Below are 16213 nucleotides of genomic sequence, written 5' to 3'. Positions count from 1 at the left end.
TGCGGATCGATGGAGCGGTTGGATCTCCAGCTTCTGGGTTTTCCGGAGTTCCGTCTGAACGGGCGGCGGGTGGAGCTTGCCTTGCGCAAGGCGGCCGCATTGCTGATCATCATCGCCGAGGCCGGCGGACCTGTGGCGCGCGATGTCGCCGCCACGCTTCTGTGGCCCGAAACCGACGCGCAAGCCGCCCGCGCCCGGCTGCGGCGCACATTGTACAAGATCCGCCTCGCCTTCGGCACGGAGGTCATCGCCGCCAGCGCCGTATCCCTCAGCCTGCATCCGGCGCTCACCGCCGAGATCGACTCCAGAACCTTCGAGCATGCCTGCGATACAGGCTCTCTCGACATCGCCGCCGACAGCTACAGGGGCGACTATCTCGCCGGCTTCTCGCTGCCGGATTGCCGGGAATTCGAGGAATGGGTGTTTTTCCGGCGCGAAGCCTTGCGCAGCCGGCTGGTGCAGGCGCTGGAGCGGCTGATCGAGGCAAGGATCGCCAGCGGCGAGCCGCGCGGCGCGGTGGTGCATGCGACGCGGCTGGTGGGCCTGGATCCTCTGAGTGAAAGCGCGCACCGGCACCTGATCCGCGCCCATCTGGCGGCGGGCGACCGGGCGGCGGCCGAGCGCCAACTGGAGGCGTGTAGCCGGGTGCTGCGCGACGAACTCGGTGTCGCGCCCGACCCCGCCACTCTGGCCATGCTGCGTGAACCAACCGGCGATGCCGTCCTTGACGTACCAAGGACACGTTATGTCGAGGTGGATGGCATTCACATCGCCTACCAGACCGTCGGCGACGGCCCGCTGGATATCGTGCTTGTTCCCGGCTTCATTTCGCATGTCGAGCGCATCTGGGAAGACCGGAGCTGCCGCGCCTGGCTATCGGCGGTTTCGCGTCTGGGCCGCCTGATCCTCTTCGACCGGCGCGGCATGGGCCTTTCCGACCGCGTCGGCGCCCGCCCCACCGTCGAGGCGACAGCGCGCGATATCCTGGCGGTCATGGATGCGGCTGGCAGCAGCCGCGCCTTGCTCGTCGGTGCGTCGGAGGGCGGGCCTGGCTGCATCCGCTTTGCCGTCGATCACCCCGATCGCCTGACCGGTCTCATTCTTTGGGGCTCGCTCGCCAAAGGCAGCCGCGCGCCCGATTACCCCCTCGCCCTGACCGGCGCGCAATACGACCTCTGGAAGCAACGCCTGCTCGCCGGCTGGGGCGGCCCGGCGGAAATCGAAACCTTCGCGCCGGGCGTCGCCGGCGACCGCCAGGCAAGAACCTGGTGGGCCGGACTGCTCAGGGCAGCCTCCAGTCCCGGCGCGGTCGCCGGCCTGCTGGAAGCGCTGCGCGATACCGATGTCCGGCATCTCCTGGCAAAGGTCTCGGCTCCGACAATGATCCTGCACCGTTCCGGCGACCGTGCCGTGCGCATCGAGGCCGGCCGGTTTCTCGCGGCGAGAATCCCCGGCGCGCGCTTCATCGAGGTCGCGGGTGACGATCACTGGTTCTGGGCCGGTGATCAGCAGCCGCTGCTCGACAACATCGGCACGCTTCTACGACGCGGCTGACCGCACGGCTGGCGAGATCAATGCGGCGCGCCGTCGGATGCGTGCAGGCGCCTCCAGGTCAGGCCAACGCGGCCGTGAAACCGAGAGGCGAAACGTTCAGCGACGATGCCTTCCACGCCATCATCGACAAGCGCCTCGATGCTTCGCCGCATGAGTGCGAGTTGCATTTGCCTGGCATGTTCCAGGTCTGCTTCCCGCATGATTGCCGTGACATGGTAGGCGACAACAGGCTGGCCGAGGCAAGACATCAGTGCGCTGGCTTCGGCTGTCGCTGCCGTGACGGCTTCTTCGATCTTCATTCTGGCGCTCCTCATCAACATGATGCTGGCGCCTCCCCGTTGAGCGGCGGTATTCCGCCGCTTTTTGTTTTCCGCTGCCGCGCACCAATGATGCGGCGCCAGCAGGATTAGTGCCTTCCTGGTCCGGCTTCCCGGTGCAGCCACGCCAATCCAGGATCAGTATCCTGCAAAACCATATCAAAGGCGATCGGATAGTTAACTGATGGTTAACCGGCGTTCGCATCTTGAGCATTCGGTTTCGCCAATTGCGGTCATTCGAGCTGATGAATGGATAGACGGGTTCCGCACGAAACGGCCTCGGGGCAGTGCCAAAGCAAGAGGCCGGCGCGATTTCTCGTGCCGGCCTCGCATTTTAGCAAACGTCAGTTCGGGTTGTTGCCGTTCTTGTCGCCGCCGCCGTTCTTGTTGCCGGGCTGGCCCTTGTTGCCGGGCTGGCCCTTGTCGCCACCGCCGTCCTTGCCGCCGGGCTGGCCCTTGTCGCCACCGCCGTCCTTGCCGCCGGGCTGGCCCTTGTCGCCGCCGCCGTCCTTGTCGCCGGGCTGGCCCTTGTCGCCGCCGCCGTCCTTGCCGCCGGGCTGGCCCTTGTCGCCGCCGCCGTCCTTGCCGCCGGGCTGGCCCTTGTCGCCGCCGCCGTCCTTGCCGCCGGGCTGGCCCTTGTCGCCACCGCCGTCCTTGCCGCCGGACTGGCCCTTGTCGCCGCCGCCGTCCTTGTTACCGGGCTGGCCCTTGTCGCCGCCGCCGTCCTTGCTACCGGGCTGGCCATTTCCGCCATCCTTTTCACCACCGCGACCCCTGTCGCCGTCGCGATCCTTATCGCCACCACGATCCTTGTCGCCGCCACGGTCCTTGTCGCCGCCGCGATCCTTGTCGCCGCCGCGATCCTTGTCGCCGCCACGGTCCTTGTCGCCGCCACGGTCCTTGTCGCCGCCACGGTCCTTGTCACCGCCACGGTCCTTGTCACCGCCGCGATCCTTGTCGCCGCCACGATCCTTGTCGCCGCCACGGTCCTTATGGCCGCCGCCATCCTTTTCACCGCCGCGACCCCTTTCGCCACCGCGATCCTTGTCACCGCCGCGATCCTTGTCGCCGCCACGGTCCTTGTCACCACCACGGTCCTTATGGCCGCCGCCGTCCTTTTCACCGCCGCGACCCCGTTCGCCGCCGCGATCCTTGTCGCCGTCGCGCTTATCGCCCTTGTGCTTGTCGCCGTCGTGCTTGTCGCCCTTGTGCTTGTCACCGTCGCGCTTGTCGCCCTTGTGCTTGTCGCGGTCGTGCTTGTCGCCGTCGTGCTTGTCGCCCTTGTGCCTGTGGTCCTTGTCGCGAGGATCACAAGTAGGGTCCGGCGGCGTCGGAGGCGTTGGCGGCGAATATGAGATCCGGTCCGACTGAAGCCGAAGAGCCGGGACCTCACAGCCGCAAACGTTGACCTCGGTGTATAAAGAGACGCTGCCCGTACAGGCCTTCATGGCCGCTCGTGAAGTCAGCCTCACCACAGTGCCCGTCCCCGAGCATGTGTATGTGGCGTTGCGTGCTTGAGCCGCACTGGACAATGCGACGATGGATGAGACGGTAAATGTAGCCGTCCATGCCATTACTTGAAGACGATTACGCATGATATTACCCCTTTACCCTTTGTTAACCCCTTCTATAAATCGCTATATATTTTCCACAGCTATTCAATTCATTAGTATTGACTTGGTTAATTTCGTCATGTCCATGCAGTTAAATTCCATTTTTACTAAAATTTTAACATAAAATAACTCAACGATCGCAACAAATTACAGAGGTTACTCCGAATTTAAATATAATTTTATACAAATACATCGATTCCTGGTAAGTTGCAGCCATGCACACCTCACACGTGCGAAGTGCAGACATCTGGCTAGGCAGTTGCGCATCGTGAGCCGGTTCGGCGAACGCCCAGGGCCATCCTGTCCAGGAGCATTCATCCCCCAACCACCGAAGACGCCGGGCGGGGAAATCGAGCGGCTTTGCCAGGGAATGGGAAGGTGGCAACGAGAGGGGCAAGGAAGCCAGCACTGTGGAAGGATCCGGGGCCCGTCTTTGCGCTGGGAGCAAGCAGTCATCCCCTCGCTGAATCGTGAGCGCCCGCTCCCTCCGCGCTCGTCGCAACTCCCCCTTGTAGCGAAGGGGGTTCCGTGTACTTTCGAGACATGCGCGGGAGAAGACTGGAATGAGACTTGCAACGTTGGGCGCGTTCGTCGCGTTGGCCTTGACCGCAACCGGATGCGTGAGCTCCCCGGTCGAATATGGCGCGTCGCTTTCGCCGCAGGACCCGAAATTCGTATCGCCGGAATGCCAGAAGGCCCGCGTCGCGGCTTCGGATTATGCTGCTCGCGAAAAGGAGCATCCCGGTTGGGGCACCGGCATCTTCCTTGGCCCTTACGGGTTGGGGCTCGCGGCAGCCATCAAGGAGCATGAGCAGAAGGAGCGGAAGATCTACGCCCGCGCAATCTATGCGCAATGCTCAAGCCAGCCGCTGCCTAGGGAACTGGAAGGCGAGGCGAGCCCGCCGGCCACGACGAAATACCCCTAAACATGATCTCTCAGCGCCGCCTACTGCTTCGGCGTGGCGAGGAAATCAGGCACGTCCTTGCGCGCCGCCGCGAGGGCGGCAGGGTCTAGTCCCGCATGCGCGGTGCCATCGCCATTGGCCGTGAAGGCCAAACCGTCCAGTTCGTGAAGCGGCTGAGCCGCATTGTCGAAATCATGATAGGCGCCAGGATAGAGAATGAGCTTCACGCTGTCGGTATTGTCCGCCGCGAGCTCTTTGCATGGCTTGGCCGGCGTCCAGTCATCCGCGTCGCCCATCAAGATGAGAAGCGGCACACGTGTCGCCCAGTCGCCCTTTTCGGCCTGTGCCGTGCAGCCCGGATAAAAAGCGACCGCCGCGCGAAAGTCCGGGCTGTCTGCCCTGGGCTTGTCCTTCGGACGGACGGTGTAGAGAACGGTCGAGCCGCCGTTCGACCAGCCAAGCAAGGCGACAGCGTCCGGCTTCACATAGGGCAGCGTCTGCAGATAGCGGCGGGCGGCGTTGGCATCCTCTACCCGCTCGCGATACGGTTCAACCTCTCTATCGCCGTTCTTGCATTGCGGCCCAAGGTCGCGTGAGCCGTAGCTGTCGGGGAAGATCACGACGTAACCCAGAGCGGCAAGGCGCTGGCCCCAATCGGCATGGCGCGGGCTGAGCTCCGTCTTTTTCTTGCTGCTCCACAAGCCGCTACAGCCGTGCATGGCCACGATCGCGGGAAATGGCCCCTGCCCTTGCGGTTTGAACAACATTGCGTCCAGCGTTGCCGGCTCGTTCTCGCCGCCGGCCGGAATGCTCACGCTGCCAGGTGTCTGGGCGGCGGCGGCAACCGGCTGTGCCATCCAAAGGGTCAACAGTCCCGCCAGAGCGATGAGATGTTTCGCTTGCATCACCAAACCGCCTTTTCCCGCAAAAGCCGTGATGCCTTACAGTGTGACACATGCAAGCCTGCAGCAAATCACGGTTGTGTGGCGAACGGTCCGTGTCATGCGCCGAAAAAATGAGGCCGGCTGTCGGAAGCCGTACTGTTCGTTCGTCCTCTGGAGACAGATCACAAGACCCGACTGCTTGCGACAGGGAGCCTGCCAATGAACCCTACAATCACCGCCTTTGAACAGTCTCCTGATCGCGGCATAGGGCTGGCGCGTGACATGCCTGTTCGTTGGGCGCTTGAGGAAGCGGGCCAGCCCTACAATGTCCGGCTTGTCTCGTTCAGTGCGATGAAGGAACCGGCGCATCGTGCGCTTCATCCCTTCGGGCAGATTCCGACCTATGAGGAAGGCGATCTCGCCTTGTTCGAATCGGGCTCGATCATATTCCATATAGCGGAGCGTAACGCAGGGCTGCTGCCAACCGATGCCAATGCCCGGGCACGCGCGATCACCTGGATGTTTGCCGCGCTCAGCACGATCGAGCCGCCAATCCTGGAGCTTCAAACCGCGATGATCCTGGAGCGTGACGAGCCCTGGCACAAGCAGCGCCTGCCGCTCGTCCATGATCGCATCCGTGGCCGGCTGGCCGACCTTTCCCAACGCCTGGGCGGTGCCGACTGGCTCGATGGCGCGTTCAGCGCCGGCGACCTGCAAATGGTGTCGGTGCTGCGCCGGTTGCGCCGATCGGGTCTGCTGGACGAGGTCCCGAACATTTCCGCCTATGTCGCCCGTGGCGAGGCACGGCCGGCCTTCAAGCGCGCCTTCGCCGCGCAATTGGCGGTTTTCACCGCGACGCAAGACCCCGCCGCCGCACAATAGCCACCAAGCCAAGCGATGAGCTGCCGAAAGTGGGAGACTCGATCATGCGGTTGGTTTGGACATTGGCATTCGCGCTGGCAACCAGTGCTGCTTTCGCGGCGTCGCCCGAGGACGATTATATCGCCGCGCGCGACAAGGCGATTTCCGACATCGCGGCTTTGGTGAGTTCCAACACGCCGGTGGAAACGATCGACGCGACCAATGAAAAGGCGCGGGCCGATCTCGAAAAGCGCCTCACGGACATTCTCGGCCCCTTCTCGGTCAAGGATTTTCCGGCAGCCGGCACGATCAATACCGAAAGCCTCAGCGCCTCCGATATCGGCTTCGGCATGCTGGACGGACTGCGGCACGGCACCGAGGACGGCCCGAGCATCGTGGCATCCACGCGCGGGCTGGTCGACCGTTGGCTCCAGTCCAGAGCCGCGGAGACGGACGCGGATTTCAAATTGCCGGCTGGCTTCAACGAAGCGCTGAAGCTCGATGCCTTCTATACCCAGGCCATCGGCAGCGACGCTGCCTTCTCGGGCACGCTCGACTTCGCGCTGAAAACGCCTGAAGGCGCCGACATGGCCATCGCGCGGCTCGGCGGCTGGACGCAGGACATCGGGCCGATCCCCAACCAGCAGGTCATCGTGACGCTGGTCAAGGGCAACAGCGTCATGATCGCAGAGGCACCGGCTACCCCCGCCGTCCCGCAGATCGCGGCCTGCGATACTTTGTGGACCACGGCCGACGCCGCCGCCCAGAAAATCGCCAGCCAGGCTTCGGACGACCAGGACGAGAAGGCATTCGATGCCGCCAACGCCGCCTGGGCAAAAGGCGACAGCGACTATCGCGCCTGCATGGGCAAGAGCCTGCCTGAAAACCCGGTCTTCCCGGCGCTCCTCGCCCAGGCACAGGCGCTCGCCGATCACATGGCTGGAAAGTAGGCTTCTACGGCTTGGCAAGGCGGAGGCTGCAATGCGGCGCTGCCTCAATGCCGCTTGAAATACTGCACTTCCCGCTCGTGCTTCTCAGCCGCCTCGCGGCTGTCGAAAGTGCCGAGGTTGCGGCGCTTGCCGGTCTTTTCGTCCTTCTTGCGTGAATACAGACGGTATTTTCCGTCTTTCAGTTTCCTGATCATGTGTCTCTCCCCTCGGAAGGACGAAGGGCCCGGCTTATCGCCGGGCCCTTGTGCTTTCAGTCGCGGTGTTCGGGCATTTTTTTCAGCTGGTCCTTGGTCCAGCTGGTCACGGCATGAACGTCGCCATCCTCGTCTCGCATGAAATCGAGCTCGCTGGTGGAGACGGCCACCGGCTTGGCGCCGATACCGAGAAAGCCGCCGACATCGATGACGACCTGGGTGCCGTGGAGATGATCGACGGAACCGATCTTCTCATCGTCGGGGCCGTAGATGGTCGCACCTTCGAGTTCGCTAGGGATAAGTTCGGCATCGGTAAGCCGCATGTGGTTGGTGTGGTCCATGGCAGGTCTCCTCTGGTTGGACAGGATGAACCTCCGACATGGCCAACGGTTCCAGCGGATCATGAAAACGGATCGAGGCGACCGGCCCCTAAGGCGCCGCTCATATCGGCAGCTTGATTTCACCCGCCGACATCTGGCTCCCGGGCGCCATCAGCGCGGCGACCGTCTCGCGGTCTTGCTGCCGATGCTTCACGAAGCCAACCAGCAATCGGTCCAGCGAAATCCCGCCCGCCCCCGCGATCGCCAGCACGAACATGCCGCCGGCGATGGCAAAATCCTTTTCGAAATGCAGCAGTTCGTTCTGGCTGGCGAAATTTGTGTGGAACAGCATCGCGGTGGCGAGGCAGAACAGGCCAAGGCCAACCGCGCCGAGGCGCGTCAGAAGGCCGAATGCGACGGAGAGCCCTCCTCCCAGTTGCAGCAAAATGGTCGCCACCAGCAGCGGCAGGCTGACACCGAGCGCGGCCATGGCCTTGGCGGCGCCGTCGAAATGCGTGGCCAGCACCAGGCTTTCATGCAGGAAGAGCAAGGACAGCAGCAGGCGGGCAGCCAGCAGGATGATGTCCCCAACATGCAGTTTCGTGGCGAGGGCTTGCAACCTCGCGACGCGTTCGGTCGGTGTCATGGTCAGGCTCCAATCTTTGAAAACAGGCAGGCGCCGTGCGCCCAGCGGGACGCTCGGGATGGTTGAAGGCGTCCGGGTTGAAAAGGCCGGAGCCGGCTACGGAGAGGATGCCGGCTCCGGCAATGGGCGCCAGCCACGAGCGCCCGAGCTGTCGGGTAGCGGAGGCTGGCCCGGCGCCACGCCTCCACTCCATATCGGCTGCGCCGGTCCACCTCTCCCCACATTCGCGGGGGGAGAGGAAACGCACCGTGGCCCTACTTTGTCACTTTGGTATCGATGGCCTTCTGCAGGTCCGCGAGTTCCTCGCAGCCGGCCGGGCAGAGCTTTTGCAGCGACGCCAACTGTTCATTGGCCTTGGGCATGTCGCCGGTCTCGACATAGAGCTCGCCCAGATATTCGCGGGCGGCCTTGTGATCGGGCTTCAGCTCCAGCGCCTTGTTGTAGTAGGTCAGCGCCGTCTTGAAGTCGCCGGTCTTGCGCAGCGTGAAGCCGAGCAGGTTGTAGACGTCGGCCTGCTGCGTATCCTGCGCGATATCACGCAGGTCGGTCAGCGCGCCCTGATAGTCCTTGGCGGCGATCTTGGCCTGGACGGCGGTAAGGTCCGGCGCGTCGGCGCCCTCGATATCATCGACGGCATAGGCCGGCATGATGGTGGCAACCGGGATCACGGTCAGCACGGCGATGGCGCCGAGCAGGCCGTACAGGGCATTTCTGCCCAGGAAGGAATGTTTCATTGTCTTTCTCGCTTTGTGTCTGGAAGCCCGTGCTCAGATTTCAACGGGGGTGAAGCCATAGGCATTGCCGTCCTTGACGAAGGTACCGGTGCCCGGGAACGGGAAATGCGAACCGGAAATCCTGATATTGTCAGCAATGACGCGGTCGATGATCTTGTGGCGCGTTGTGATCGCCGTTGGTCCGTCCTGGTCGTAGCTACCTTGCCATTCCGGATGCGGCGCCAGCAGGGCCGGCACATACATCGTGTCGGCCGAGATCATGATCTGCTCCTTGCCGGAGTTGGCGAGATACACCGAGTGGCCGGGCGTGTGGCCCGGCGCGGCGATGATCTGGATGCCCGGCGCGACTTCCGCACCATCCTGCACCAGCTTCCAGTTCTTCCATTTCGGGAAGTTCTCGGCGATGCGCTTGCCAGCCGGCTTGCGCCCTTCGGGCAGCTTGGCCAGCCGGCTGGGGTCGGTCCACCAATTGTATTCGGTGGCGTTGACGATGAGCTCCGCATTCGGAAACACCGGCGTATTGGTGCCCTTCTCCATCAGGCCCCAGACATGGTCGGGGTGGAAATGCGAGATCATGATCGTGTCGATCGCCTTGTAGTCGATGCCTGCGGCCGCCATGTTGGCCGGCAGATGCGTGGCGTTGGCCTGCCACTGGCCGACGCCTGAACCGGCATCCATCATGATCAGCTTGCCGTTCATCTTCAGCACGACGACGGTGAGCGGGATGGGCATGAATTCGGTGGTCAGCCCCGCCTTGGCGAGTGCTGCCTTGGTGTCCTCGACGGAGACATCCTTGATGAAGGCCGGGTCGTGCGGCTTGCGCCAGATGCCGTCATAGATGGCGGTGATTTCGATATCGCCGACCTTGTATTTGTAGAAGCCGACGGATGGCTCGACCGGTGTGTCGGCGAAGGCCGGACGGGTAAATTCCAGCTTGCCCGCAAGGCCGAAAGCGGCTGCGGCGGCTGCGGAACCAAGCAATGTGCGACGTGTCATGCTGAACATGGGGATCTCCTGTGTGAGCGTTGAAGGCGGAAATGACGGAGGGCCAAGCCCTGGCCCTCCGTCGCTGATCGCGGATCGGGGTCGAGACGGGGGTGACAGCCCCGACCCCTGAACTCAGTTGCCCCAAATGCCCTGGCCGGGTTCGTCCGCGTCAGATTTGGTGGCCGCCTGGACGCCGTGCCGGACCATGTCGGGCTTGCGGATCGAAGCGGTGTAGGTGTGGTCGACGGTCGCCGTTGTCTGGCTTGTGTTGTCCGGATCGAAATGGTCGCTGCCGGCAAAGGCGCCTGAGGTGGCGATGAGGATGGCGGCGGCGGTGAGTGCGAGGTTTTTCATGATGAATGGTTCCTTGATTGAGAGATGTTGGGGAGGATGTTTGAAGCGATCGCGCTCAGCGGCCCCAGAGACTGTCGTTGTTGTGCCGCGTGATGATGTCCTGCACCGAGCCCTGGCTCGCTCCGGTCGTGGTTGGGCCGGTCGTCACCTTGGTGTCGACGCCATCCTGGCGCGGCGTGTAGGGGATGGAAGCCGTCGCGTTGGTGTCGACGGATGTGGCCGGCTGGTTGGAATTGTTGGCGCCGTGGTCACTGCCGGCGAAAGCTGAACTTGCGGCGAGCAACATCGCAGCCGCGCTGAAGGCGAGCTTGGTCATTTCGAATATCCTTGGTTCGTTTCTTGTTCGCGTGCCGGGAGAATGGCCTCGCTGATAACAAGACCCGCGGCGGCATCCCTTTATTCCCGGATGCCGTGAGATTTTTTTGAAGGGCGGGAATCGGGGTTTGGCGACGCCCCGAGACACAATTCAGAAACAACTTTCAACAGTTCAGAAAAACTGGCGACATGATCGGATCGTATAACCACCCTGCGGCGGAGTCCGGATTCTTCTTTTTTGGAAGCTTCGGTCGTCCATCGACAAGGGTCGAATTGCAGCGGCTGGAAAGCCGACAATGCCTTTTTGAGCGCAGCATTATTGAGATTTGCCGGGCCATGCCCGGCCAAGGCGAGAAAGTACGGAAATGGACTACGGTTTGGATATCGCCACCCTGGACGGCAAAGCGGCAGGACAGGGCAGCCAGCCCAAGACAGACATGGTGCCTGCAAAAACCGCCGTCGCGCGCGCCCAGATTCTGACGGGCGCCGATTTTGCCCGGCAAGGCCTGCCGCATGAGCGGCTCGAGACGGTCTTCGATGAACTCGCCGAGGCATTCGCCTCGTTGCCGGCGGTCATCTCCGACGGACGTACCTGGACCTATCAGGAGATCAACAAGCGTGCCAACCAGTTCGCCCGCCTGCTGATCAAGCGAGGCGTGCGTCCGGGCCACCGGGTCGGGCTCATTCTCGACCGTTCGGCCGACACCTATGTCGCATTGCTGGCCGTAATGAAGGCAGGCGCGGCCTTCGTGCCGCTGGCCACGGCGTTTCCCGAAGAGCGCATGACGCTCATCATCGAAGACGCCAGCGTGAGCCTGATCGTCACCATCGCCGCCTATGCGTCGCGCGCGGATCAACTGCCCGTTCCGCACGTGTTGATCGACAGCGCCGCCGCCGAGATTTCCGCGCAGTCCGGCGCGCCGCTGAAGCCGCATGCGAAGACCGCCGCAACCGACGACACCTGCTACATCCTCTACACCTCCGGCACCACCGGCAGGCCCAAGGGCGTGGCCGTCAGGCACCAGAGTTTCGTCAATTTCATAAGGGTCGCCGCCGCGTCCTACGGATACCGGCCGGGCGATCGTGTCTACCAGGGCATGACCATCGCCTTCGATTTTTCTTCCGAAGAGATCTGGGTGCCTTTCGTCGCCGGCGCCACGGTCGTACCGGCGCCTGGCCAGCTGCCTCTGGTGGGCGAGGAACTCGCCGATTTCCTGCGCCATCATGACATCACCTGCATGGCCTGCAGCCCAACCTTGCTGTCGTCGATGGCGAGCGACGTGCCCAGCCTGCGCACCTTGCTGGTGGGCGGCGAAGCCTGCCCGCACAATCTGGTGGTGCGCTGGTCGAAGCCGGGACGGCAGATCCTCAACACCTATGGCCCCACCGAGGCGACCGTCACCGCAACCATGGGTGCGCTGACACCTGATCGTCCCGTCACCATCGGTGCGCCGCTGCCCACTTACTCGATCGTCATCCTCGACCCTTCGGTGCCGGAACTTGCCGCGCCGGGTGAACTGGGCGAGATCGGCATTGCCGGCATCGGGCTGGCCGTGGGCTATCTCAACCGGCAGGACCTGACGGAACAGAAATTCATCGCCGATTTCGTCGGCCTGCCGAACAATCCGTCGAAGCGCATTTACCGGACGGGCGACCTTGGCCGGATCAACGACAATGGCGAGATCGAATACAATGGCCGCATCGACACCCAGGTGAAGATCCGGGGCTATCGCATTGAGCTCGGCGAGATCGAGGCGGTGCTGCTGGACCAGCCGGAGATCGCGCAGGCCGCCGTCACCACCTGGGAGATCGAGCCCGGCCGCGTCGAACTCGTTGCCTACTACGCCCCCAAGGCCGGCGTTCAGGCGATTTCGCGCGCCGACATCGCCCAGGTGATGAAGCGCCGCCTGCCGGATTACATGGTGCCTTCCTATCTGGAGGAACTGCCGGCGATCCCGATGACGGTCTCCAACAAGGTGGACCTTCGCCAGTTGCCGAAGCCGACGAGCGTCCGGCTTTCGGCCGACCGAACCATGGTGCCGCCCGGCAATGACGACGAGCGCTTCCTGGCCGACGCACTGGCATCGGTGCTGAAATTCGAAGAGGTGTCCGTGGAGGATCACTTCTTCGACGATCTCGGCGCCAACTCGTTGCTGATGGCCCATTTCTGCGCGCGCGTCCGCACCCGCAAGGAGTGGGCGACGACGTCGATGCGCGACATCTACCTCTATCCGACGGTGGCGCGCCTGGCGCTGCATCTGGGCGTGCCGGAGGAGATGACGACCGCCACCAATGAGCCTGTCCTCACGCGCAAGGCATCGGACCTTGTCTACTGGACCTGCGGCGCGGCGCAGCTGCTGTTTTACGCGGCCTACAGTTATCTCGCCCTGTGGGCGGTCAATTACGGCCTCAACTGGGTCTATGACGCCCTCGACGACCCGCTGCAGCTCTATCTGCGCTGCGTCTTGCTCTCGGCTGGCGCATTCTTCGGGATGACGGGCTTCGCCGTGCTGGCAAAATGGGTGCTCGTTGGCCGCTGGAAAGCGGAGGCATTTCCCATCTGGGGCTTGCGCTATTATCGCTTCTGGGTCGTGAAGACGCTGATCCGCACGGCGCCCGTCGTGCTCTTCCGTGGCAGCCCGCTCTACAGCATCTACCTGCAGCTTCTGGGCACCAAACTTGGGAAAAACGCCGTCATCGAATCGAAATCGGTGCCTGTCTGCACGGATCTCATTTCAATCGGCGCGAACACCATCCTGCGCAAGGAATCGATGATCCTCGGCTTCAGGGCCCAGTCCGGCTATATCCATACCGGGCCACTGACCATCGGCCGCGATGCCTTCGTCGGCGTCGGCTCCACGCTCGACATCGACACCAGCATCGGCGACGGCGCCCAGCTCGGCCATTCTTCCTCGCTGCACCGCGGGCAAAGCATCCCGGACGGCGAACGCTGGCATGGATCGCCGGCGGTGCCAACCACGGCGGACTATTGCAAGGTGCGCAATGTCAATCCTTCCAACATCCGGCGCTTCCTCTTCGAAGCGGTTCAGTTGATTGGGCTGTTTGCCATCGTCACACCCCTGCCGCTGCTGTTCCACAGCTATTGGGAGAACGTCGGCGACGACTATCAGGAGACGATCGGCGTCGTCGCGATCGGCACCACTGTCACGCTTTTGGGCTACATCGCCGCGGCCTTTCTCGCGGCAACGCTGGTGCCCCGCCTGACAAGCCTGCTCCTGAAGCCAGGCCGCACCTATACGCTTTACGGCTTCCGCTACTGGCTGCAGACCGTCACCGAATTTACGAGCAATTCCCGCGTGCTTGGACTGCTGGCTGGCGACAGCTCGGCAATCGTGTACTACATGCGCGCCATCGGCTGGAACCTCAACAAGGTGGTCCAGACCGGTTCCAACTTCGGCAGCAACCAGCAGCACGAAAACCCGCTTCTGTGCGAGATCGGCACCGAGACCATGGTGTCGGACGGATTGTTCATGATCAACATGCACAAGTCCGCTACCGCCTTCCGGCTCGAGCCGACGCGCATCGGCGAACGCAACTATCTCGGCAACAACATCTACTACCCCTCGGACGGCCGCACCGGCGACAACGTCCTGCTCGGCACCAAGGTGATGATCCCCATCGACGGGCCGTTGCGCGAGAATGTCGGCCTGTTGGGTTCGCCTCCGTTCGAAATCCCGCGTATGGTCAACCGCGACAAGGAACTTATCGCCGGTGTCGGCGAGGCGGACAGGCGCCAGCGCATCCCGCACAAGAACCGTCACAACCTGGTGACCATCCTTCTGTTCGTGGCAACGCAATGGGTCATGCTGTTCGCCACACTGGCGATCTGGGACCGTGCGCTGAACTACTATACCGAATGGGCGGAGGTCGCGCTGTTCCTGGCCGTGCTCTTGACCTCCGCGATCACCATTCCGTTCTACATCCTGGTCGAGCGGGCAAGCCTTGGCTTCGGCAGGCTGAAGCCGCGGATGACGACGATCTACGATGTCGACTTCTGGCGCCACGAACGCCACTGGAAGCTGGCGGATTCGCCGATCGTGCGTCTGTTCGGCGGCACGCCGTTCCGGCCGGTAATCCTGCGCCTGCTGGGCGTCAAGGTGGGCAAGAGGGTCTATGACGGCGGCAGCAACCTGACCGAGCGTTCGCTGGTGGAGATCGGCGATGACGTCACGCTCAACGAAGGCTGCGTCATCCAGGCCCATTCGCTGGAAGAAGGCGCGTTCAAGTCCGACTACATCCGCATCGGCAAGGGCTGCACGCTTGGGCCTTCCGCGTTTGTCCACTATGGCGTCGTGATGGGCGAAGGCTCAATGGTCGATGTCGATTCCTTCGTGATGAAGGGTGAAGAGCTGGAGCCCAACTCGCTGTGGCGGGGCAACCCGGCCAAGCTGCATCGCTTCGTCACCCCGGTTGTGGAAAGCGGCTCCGGAACTTCGGCTTGAAGACCACGGGCATCCGGCTTGTTGCGGTGACCGAGGCCAACCGGGCCCCGGTTGCCGCCTTGCGGCTTGCGCCGGAGCAGATGGATTTCGTTGCCAGTAATACGGACTCGCTGGAGGAAGCCCAGACCGACGAGGACGCACGGCCAAGGGTCGTCATCGCCGAGGATCGTGTCGTCGGGTTCCTGATGTACGAGGCGCCCGAGGATGACGACGAGGCGCGGATCTATCGTTTCATGATCGACCGCGACTGGCAGGGCAGAGGCTACGGCAAGGCCGCGTTGCGTGAAGTGCTGGAGGAAATCCAAGGGCTCGGCCACGTCAGGTACATTTCAATCTGCTACGAACCCGAGAATGAAGCCGCGCGGCAACTCTATCGCGGCGCTGGCTTCGTGGAACAAGGGCTCGACGAGGACGGCGAAATGATCGCCGACCTCGTCCTGCCGGCATCGGCCGGTTGATCGACAATGTCGCCCGCAAATTCGTCCGCGGAAACCGCGCTGGCGCGGGCGATGTCCGAGATGGCCCCGATGGGGGTCCGGGTCGGGTGCCGGATGATACGCCAGGGAGATGAGGCCCACCTGCTGCCGGCGGAGGCACGCTCCATCGCCGCGCGCCAGCCGGCCATGAGGCAGGCCAGCGGTGCGGGCCGCTGGATCGCGCACCGGCTGCTGGCCGAGCTTGGCGTCGACGATGTTGCTGTCCTGCGCACGCCGTCCGGCGCGCCGGCCTGGCCCGACGGGATAACGGGTTCGCTGGCGCATGATGACGAGATGGCTGTCGCGGCGGTTGCGCCTGTTGGCGACATCCGCACCCTCGGCATCGACGTCGAGCCGGCACTGCCCCTCCCCGATGACATTTTCGCGCTCGTTGCCACGCCCGCCGACCGGACGAACCCGGCCGACCGGGACCTTGCCGGCCGCATCCTCTTTTCAGCCAAGGAGGCGGTGTACAAGGCCGTCTACCCGCTTGATGGCGAGGTGCTGGGCTATGAGGATATCACCGTCGACCTGAACACTGGCCGCGCGACGACGAAGACGGGCCACCGGGCGAGGTTTGTATACTGCGCTGCCCCGCGCGTGGCCGTGTTGGCGTTTGTCGATGGAGAGGCGCGCTAAC

17 protein-coding genes are annotated in these 16213 nt (G+C 63.4%); 7 read left to right on the top strand and 10 right to left on the bottom strand.

All coding sequences use genetic code 11. The annotated features are described in order from the left end of the window. Window positions 1–9 precede the first annotated feature (9 nt). Window positions 10–1554, top strand: a complete 1545-nt coding sequence (locus GA829_RS15860; RefSeq protein WP_195179385.1) for a bifunctional AfsR/SARP family transcriptional regulator/alpha/beta hydrolase — start codon at window positions 10–12, stop codon at window positions 1552–1554. Window positions 1555–1571: 17 nt separating this feature from the next. On the opposite strand, the gene GA829_RS15855 is transcribed toward GA829_RS15860, so the two are convergent. Together GA829_RS15855 and GA829_RS15850 are read right to left on the bottom strand one after the other, a co-directional pair. After that, on the bottom strand, window positions 1572–1853 hold the full coding sequence (locus GA829_RS15855; protein WP_258052310.1) for a hypothetical protein: 282 nt from the start codon (window positions 1851–1853) through the stop codon (window positions 1572–1574). 362 nt (window positions 1854–2215) lie between these two features. Then, window positions 2216–3319: a hypothetical protein gene (locus GA829_RS15850; RefSeq protein ID WP_195179384.1), complete on the bottom strand. Its 1104-nt coding sequence runs from the start codon at window positions 3317–3319 to the stop codon at window positions 2216–2218. A 728-nt stretch (window positions 3320–4047) separates the two neighbouring features. Between GA829_RS15850 and GA829_RS15845 the strand changes: the two genes are divergently transcribed. After that, window positions 4048–4410 (top strand): hypothetical protein, encoded by a 363-nt coding sequence (locus tag GA829_RS15845; RefSeq protein ID WP_195179383.1) that lies wholly within the window; start codon window positions 4048–4050, stop codon window positions 4408–4410. A 20-nt stretch (window positions 4411–4430) separates the two neighbouring features. Here the strand turns inward: GA829_RS15845 and GA829_RS15840 are convergent, their stop codons facing one another. Next, on the bottom strand, window positions 4431–5294 hold the full coding sequence (locus tag GA829_RS15840) for a dienelactone hydrolase family protein (RefSeq protein ID WP_195179382.1): 864 nt from the start codon (window positions 5292–5294) through the stop codon (window positions 4431–4433). A gap of 198 nt (window positions 5295–5492) precedes the next feature. Here GA829_RS15840 and GA829_RS15835 point away from each other — a divergent pair, with 198 nt between their 5' ends. Both GA829_RS15835 and GA829_RS15830 read left to right on the top strand, forming a co-directional pair. Beyond that, window positions 5493–6155, top strand: coding sequence for a glutathione S-transferase family protein (locus tag GA829_RS15835; protein ID WP_195179381.1), 663 nt, complete (start codon window positions 5493–5495; stop codon window positions 6153–6155). Window positions 6156–6199: 44 nt separating this feature from the next. Further along, entirely contained in the window at window positions 6200–7084 is an 885-nt protein-coding gene (locus tag GA829_RS15830) for a hypothetical protein (RefSeq protein WP_195179380.1), read from the top strand. A gap of 44 nt (window positions 7085–7128) precedes the next feature. Here the strand turns inward: GA829_RS15830 and GA829_RS15825 are convergent, their stop codons facing one another. The 7 genes from GA829_RS15825 to GA829_RS15795 form a co-directional block, all read right to left on the bottom strand. Beyond that, window positions 7129–7278, bottom strand: a complete 150-nt coding sequence (locus GA829_RS15825) for a hypothetical protein (RefSeq protein WP_127204769.1) — start codon at window positions 7276–7278, stop codon at window positions 7129–7131. A 56-nt stretch (window positions 7279–7334) separates the two neighbouring features. Continuing rightward, complete coding sequence (locus GA829_RS15820; RefSeq protein ID WP_195179379.1) at window positions 7335–7619, bottom strand: PRC-barrel domain-containing protein; 285 nt, start codon at window positions 7617–7619, stop codon at window positions 7335–7337. A 100-nt stretch (window positions 7620–7719) separates the two neighbouring features. After that, window positions 7720–8244: a DoxX family protein gene (locus tag GA829_RS15815; RefSeq protein WP_195179378.1), complete on the bottom strand. Its 525-nt coding sequence runs from the start codon at window positions 8242–8244 to the stop codon at window positions 7720–7722. A gap of 254 nt (window positions 8245–8498) precedes the next feature. Beyond that, a complete protein-coding gene (locus GA829_RS15810; protein WP_195179377.1) occupies window positions 8499–8978 on the bottom strand; it encodes a tetratricopeptide repeat protein in 480 nt (159 codons plus the stop codon). Window positions 8979–9011: 33 nt separating this feature from the next. Continuing rightward, a complete protein-coding gene (locus tag GA829_RS15805; protein WP_195179376.1) occupies window positions 9012–9983 on the bottom strand; it encodes an MBL fold metallo-hydrolase in 972 nt (323 codons plus the stop codon). A gap of 114 nt (window positions 9984–10097) precedes the next feature. Further along, window positions 10098–10319, bottom strand: a complete 222-nt coding sequence (locus tag GA829_RS15800) for a DUF680 domain-containing protein (RefSeq protein WP_195179375.1) — start codon at window positions 10317–10319, stop codon at window positions 10098–10100. A 55-nt stretch (window positions 10320–10374) separates the two neighbouring features. Next, on the bottom strand, window positions 10375–10635 hold the full coding sequence (locus GA829_RS15795) for a DUF680 domain-containing protein (RefSeq protein WP_195179374.1): 261 nt from the start codon (window positions 10633–10635) through the stop codon (window positions 10375–10377). A 364-nt stretch (window positions 10636–10999) separates the two neighbouring features. Between GA829_RS15795 and GA829_RS15790 the strand changes: the two genes are divergently transcribed. The 3 genes from GA829_RS15790 to GA829_RS15780 are packed head-to-tail and all read left to right on the top strand — an operon-like array spanning window position 11000 to window position 16212. Next, entirely contained in the window at window positions 11000–15097 is a 4098-nt protein-coding gene (locus tag GA829_RS15790) for a Pls/PosA family non-ribosomal peptide synthetase (protein ID WP_195179373.1), read from the top strand. Then, window positions 15094–15555 (top strand): GNAT family N-acetyltransferase, encoded by a 462-nt coding sequence (locus GA829_RS15785; protein ID WP_195179372.1) that lies wholly within the window; start codon window positions 15094–15096, stop codon window positions 15553–15555. The genes GA829_RS15790 and GA829_RS15785 overlap by 4 nt, the downstream gene beginning before the upstream one ends. 51 nt (window positions 15556–15606) lie before the next feature. Next, window positions 15607–16212, top strand: a complete 606-nt coding sequence (locus GA829_RS15780; RefSeq protein ID WP_258052309.1) for a 4'-phosphopantetheinyl transferase family protein — start codon at window positions 15607–15609, stop codon at window positions 16210–16212. Window position 16213 lies beyond the last annotated feature (1 nt).

The sequence above is a fragment of the Mesorhizobium sp. INR15 genome (assembly GCF_015500075.1).
Lineage (GTDB): Bacteria > Pseudomonadota > Alphaproteobacteria > Rhizobiales > Rhizobiaceae > Mesorhizobium.
This window is presented reverse-complemented; position numbering and strand designations above follow the sequence as displayed.